The organism is Flavobacterium sp., assembly GCF_044371705.1.
Taxonomy (GTDB): Bacteria; Bacteroidota; Bacteroidia; order Flavobacteriales; family Flavobacteriaceae; genus Flavobacterium.
The window spans coordinates 1-5,102 of sequence record NZ_JBILTE010000183.1 but is presented as its reverse complement, the minus strand read 5'-3'; the positions used below and the strand labels follow the sequence as shown (position 1 = coordinate 5,102).

The 5,102-nt window shown below is 34.7% G+C and carries 7 protein-coding genes; 4 read left to right on the top strand and 3 right to left on the bottom strand.

Features of this window, described 5'->3' with window-relative positions:
- A partial coding sequence (locus ACIQ2S_RS11140; RefSeq protein ID WP_396175976.1) for a hypothetical protein occupies positions 1–387 on the bottom strand: 387 nt, incomplete at its 3' end.
- 181 nt (positions 388–568) lie between these two features.
- On the opposite strand from ACIQ2S_RS11140, the gene ACIQ2S_RS11135 reads away from it, so the two are divergent.
- The 4 genes from ACIQ2S_RS11135 (at position 569) to ACIQ2S_RS11120 (ending at position 3,608) form a co-directional block, all read left to right on the top strand.
- Entirely contained in the window at positions 569–1,372 is an 804-nt protein-coding gene (locus ACIQ2S_RS11135; protein WP_396175974.1) for a sulfite exporter TauE/SafE family protein, read from the top strand.
- A 1-nt stretch (position 1,373) separates the two neighbouring features.
- Positions 1,374–1,991: a class I SAM-dependent methyltransferase gene (locus ACIQ2S_RS11130; protein ID WP_396175972.1), complete on the top strand. Its 618-nt coding sequence runs from the start codon at positions 1,374–1,376 to the stop codon at positions 1,989–1,991.
- On the top strand, positions 1,988–2,962 hold the full coding sequence (locus ACIQ2S_RS11125) for a YeiH family protein (RefSeq protein ID WP_396175970.1): 975 nt from the start codon (positions 1,988–1,990) through the stop codon (positions 2,960–2,962). Before ACIQ2S_RS11130 ends, ACIQ2S_RS11125 begins: the two co-directional genes overlap by 4 nt.
- A 118-nt stretch (positions 2,963–3,080) precedes the next feature.
- Positions 3,081–3,608 carry a porin family protein gene (locus ACIQ2S_RS11120; RefSeq protein WP_396175968.1) on the top strand — a complete coding sequence of 176 codons (528 nt, stop codon included), beginning with the start codon at positions 3,081–3,083 and terminating at the stop codon, positions 3,606–3,608.
- 168 nt (positions 3,609–3,776) lie between these two features.
- On the opposite strand, the gene ACIQ2S_RS11115 is transcribed toward ACIQ2S_RS11120, so the two are convergent.
- Positions 3,777–4,217, bottom strand: coding sequence for a hypothetical protein (locus tag ACIQ2S_RS11115; RefSeq protein WP_396175965.1), 441 nt, complete (start codon positions 4,215–4,217; stop codon positions 3,777–3,779).
- 24 nt (positions 4,218–4,241) lie between these two features.
- Positions 4,242–5,006 carry an OmpA family protein gene (locus tag ACIQ2S_RS11110; RefSeq protein ID WP_396175962.1) on the bottom strand — a complete coding sequence of 255 codons (765 nt, stop codon included), beginning with the start codon at positions 5,004–5,006 and terminating at the stop codon, positions 4,242–4,244.
- Positions 5,007–5,102 lie beyond the last annotated feature (96 nt).

Below are 5,102 nucleotides of genomic sequence, written 5' to 3'. Positions count from 1 at the left end.
ATACCTGCTGTCATTTTCAAAAAGACCAACTAAAGCTACTTTTTTTATTTCGATTTCATATTCTAATTCTTTGGTAAATCCCTTGTAGTCAATCCCTTTTTTGATCGTGTTTTCGGCATTTTGAATTTCAAAATCAATCGCATTAAAAAGCTCATTCTGCTTCCGAATTAAAAAGTTGTTGGAGTATTTGTCTAAATTTTCGTTCAGTCCTGCTTCGGTAAATTCACTAAAAACACGGTAGGTGTTTTTTTCGTTGTCTTCGCTGGAGAGAATTTTTACGGTATCAATTTGAATAGAATCTTTACTTTCTTTTTTAGGAATTTTTTGAGCAAATCCCGAAAAGCACGTTCCAAATAACAGGAGGAATAGTATTTTATTTAACTTCATAAGTAACAGAAAATAAAATGATCAATTAATGAAAGGTTCTGTTTGTCAGCAAATTTTAAGCTACTATATGCATTCAATCAGAATCTTATTTCAAAAATACTCTTTTTTTATGTAAATGTATGTGTAACAAAAGTTACTTTTGAAAACAATTGGAAGAAGTACCTTTGTTTAAAATGTAAATATGGAGTTTACGCATTTACTGGGTTATATTTTGGCTGTTTTTGTTGGGATTTCATTGGGTTTAATTGGCAGTGGAGGTTCCATTCTAACAGTTCCTATTTTAGTATATATTATGGCTGTTGAACCGGTTTTGGCAACAGCCTATTCCTTGTTTATCGTAGGATCAACTGCCTTAGTAGGTGGTGTTCAAAGTGCCCTACTCAAAAAAGTTGATTTTAAAACTGCTATTATTTTCGGGATTCCCTCAATTGTGGCGGTTTATTTAACTCGAGCGTATTTAGTACCTTTTTTACCGGAGACTTTCTTCACCTTTCAAGCATTTACACTCACAAAACCCATTGCGTTAATGCTACTGTTTGCTGTAGTGATGATCTTGGCTTCTTTTTCAATGATTCGGCCCTCTAAAATTTTAGTCGATGAACATGCTCCGATGCAGTACAATTATCCGATGATTTTGGTAGAAGGTACATTGGTAGGTGTTTTAACCGGATTGGTAGGGGCAGGTGGTGGATTTTTAATTATACCTGCGTTGGTTTTGTTGGCAAAAATGCCGATGAAATTAGCGGTTGGGACTTCACTTTTTATCATCGCGGCTAAATCACTTTTGGGCTTTTTAGGCGACTTAAAAGGAGACGAAAGTATCGATTGGAATTTATTACTCATTTTTACAGCACTTTCCATCCTTGGTATTTTTATTGGAATCTCGTTAGCCAAAAAGGTGGAAGGAGCCAAATTGAAAACAGGTTTCGGATGGTTTGTTTTAGTGATGGGTGTGTATATTATTTTAAAAGAATTGGTTTTATAAAATGGAAATAACTCGAAAGCAACATTGGGAAACAATTTATTCTACTAAAAAGTTGGAAGAGGTAAGTTGGTACCAACCCAAACCTGAATTTAGTTTAGATTTACTAAATGAATACGGTGGCAAACCAACCGATGCAATTATTGATATTGGCGGTGGCGATAGCTTTTTGGTGGACTTTTTAGTAAAGGAGCGATATGAAGCTCTTTCTGTTTTGGATATTTCCGAAAATGCTTTAAAAAGAGCACAAAACCGGTTGGAAACTGCGGCGGATAAAGTGGACTGGATTGTGTCAGACATAACTGAATTCAAACCAAAGAAGCAGTACGACTTTTGGCATGACCGAGCAGTATTTCATTTTTTAACACAACCTGAGGATATAAAACTGTATGTTGAAAAAGCAGCTAACGGAATAAAATCGGGCGGTGTACTGATTGTGGGAACTTTTTCAGAAAACGGACCTTTAAAATGTTCGGGAATTGAAATAAAGCAATACAATGAATCAACAATGAAAGCAGTTTTTGAAAATGATTTTGAGCAACTAGAATGCAGAGAGCATGTTCACACCACACCTGCACAAAAGCAACAACAGTTTATTTTTTCTGTATTTCGTAGAAAATGATGGTAAAATCAATACGTAGCGGACTTCTATTTACAACTATCATTGCCACAATAGCATTGGTGTTTGCCAATTATTTTACTTTTTTAAACAGTATTTTACTGGGATTGCTTTTAGGAATTCTGGTGGGCAATCTGTTTACCATTCGTACCGATTATCAGGCGGGTATTGTATATGCAAGTACCAAAGGTTTGGAGTTTTCCATTCTGTTTTTAGCTTTTGGAATCAATTATTCCCACATGGGTAAGCTGGGCTGGGAGAGTTTTTTAATTGTGGGATTGGCCGTTTTTATCATGCTTCTTGCCACTGTTTTTCTTGCAAAGAAAATGAATTGTCCCGGTTCAGTAGGTTGGTTAGTTGGTTTTGGAACAGCTATTTGTGGTTCCTCCGCCATTGCCGCTTTGGCTCCAAGCATTAGTAAAAACAAGGAAGATGTAGGCGTAGCCATGGCAGTTGTTAATTTATACGGCGTCTTGGGGATGTTGTTTTTACCTTTAGTAATAACCGCTTTCTCTTTTTCAGCCCTCGAAAGCAGTTTGCTTTTAGGAGGAACGCTGCATTCTGTGGGGAATGTAGCGGGAGCAGCATTTGGCTTGACACCGGAAATAGGGGAACAAGCTTTGACTATTAAATTGGCACGTGTGGCATTATTGTCGCCCGGTTTAATCTTCTTTAATTATCTTACGCAGCGAAATACGGGCAAAAGTTGGAAACAGTACTTTCAACTTCCCTGGTATCTATGGGGATTTCTTTTCATTACCTTTTTCGTTTCACTTGTTGAGGTACCAAAGGATTTCATTGATTTTGCCTCTTTGGTAGGCCGGATTTTATTAACTTTTGCAATGGCAGCTATCGGACTCAAGGTTAGTTTTAAATCCTTAATCCAATCCGGCAAACGGGGTTTGGTATTCGGATTGTTGCTTTTTGTAGTTCAGATACTGTTGATTGGCCTTGGAATATTCTTTATAAATTAACTTTAATCTGTTGATTTGTTTATAATTGTGTTAACAATTAGGTGAAAAATAATATTTAGTCCAATTTTTAAGATTGTATAATTTAATATATTTGATAAACAATCTTAAATTTAAGTTCATGAAAAAATTATTTTACTTAGTCGTTTTGTTTTTAGGAATTTCTGCACATTCACAGATTCTTCAATTTGGTGTAAAAGGAGGGTTAAATACGTCAACTTTATCAGGTGATGGCGATATAGGCTCTTTAACCGGTTTTCACGCTGGCGTTTTTGCCTCTATAGATTTGGTAATTATTGATGTTGTTCCCGAGTTGGTTTACTCCACACAAGGTGCCAAATTTGGTGATCAAGACGTTAAATTAGATTATTTTAATGTCCCTATCATGGCTCGTTTGAACTTGTTAAAAATTCTTTATGTGGAAGCAGGCCCCCAATTCGGATTCTTAGTAGGAGCTGATGATGGCCTTCCTAATTCAAAAGATAACTATGAATCTACTGATTTTTCTGTTGGAGTAGGTGCAGGTGTCGAACTATTTGACACATTTGATTTGGGTTTACGTTATAACATAGGAACAACAGATGTTACTAAAGGTGCTGGGGATAACAAAAATAATGTATTACAAGTTGGTTTGGCCTACAAATTCTAAACACAAGATATAGGATTAAAAAAAGTGTATGAAGATTCATGCACTTTTTTTGTTTTAAATTTAATGTTTAGAATTATTGAAGTAATGAAGTACAATCGATTATAAATGAAGTTAACAAAAAAAATCCTGCGTTTGAATTACGCAGGATTTTCAGAATTAAGAAATATGTTACAGGCCACCTTTTAAATATTTTTGCCAATTTTCAAGTTCCTCCCAACTTCCCTCATCTGCAAGTCTTGCTTGCGAAGACCATGTACTTGGATTATGAACAGTATAAGCAGGACCCGCATCATCTAATATTTTTTGCAGTCTTTTTGTAGATGAATTGGCTAATTGATTAAAACTCCAAATTCCATCGTTATTTAACAAACCTTGTATTTTAGGACCAATGCCTTCTACTTTTGTAAGATCATCTTTTGCTGAATCAACGGCTGCAAATCGTGCCGGAGTATTGCTTGTTTCAGCAACAGCAGCACCACCACCAAATAATTGTTTTAGAAGCCAACCTAATAAAAGACCTAATAAGAAAGCTCCTAAAAGCCATAATAACCATGGCCAAAATACACTACTACCATCACAAGCTGTTGTATTAATTGCTAATTTTAACATAATATATAATTTTTAAATTTTTGATTAATTGAATTCTATTTCTGCTCTTCTGTTTAATTGTTTGCCTTCTTCAGTAGATCCGTCAGCAATTGGTTGAGTTTCTCCTTTCGAATCTGTTGTAATTTTGCCAGGTTCAAGACCTTTAACAACCAAGTATTTTTTGATTTGTTCCGCTCGCTCCAAACCAAGATTATAATTGTATTGGGTATCTCCATCTTTATCGGTATGCCCAACAATGTTGATTGATTTGCCAGATAATTTCAAATCATCAGCGAGTTTCGATAAATAATTAGTTAAATTTTCAGAATCAATTTCTTTAGTCTTGTTATATTCAAAATAAATCAAAACTCTGTCATGTTGCTCTACAACATTTTCGTTACGTATAACCCATTTAAATAATGATTTATGAAAGACATCCGATTGTGATTCTTGACAATTACCCGCAGCATAAGTACCAATTTCAATTTGTTCTGCTTTTAATTTGTCTAAAAATAATTCTTTAACTTTCCCTGCACGAGCTAAAGCTAACTCTTTCGTTTCGCCGTCAAAATAAGGGGCAACCACTAGAAGTCTTCTACCTTCGGCAATTGATGCCAAAATCTCCTCTTTCTTTTGAGGCCAACCCTCAGTTGTAATTGGAATGTCTGTATTACAATCATAGGACAAAACGCCCCTACTAATAACTTTTTGGTCATCACAACACAAAACGGTTTCTTTATACCAATTCCATGAAAGATAAACCAGTAAAAGAAAAAGCAATACAGTAAATAGTGCTAAAATTTTTTTCATTTAAAATGGTTTTAATTATTTATAAATAGCTAATAAGTTGCATAAAATTAATAATATTATGTTAAAAATAAATAATTATGCAATTTTTTTTCAACA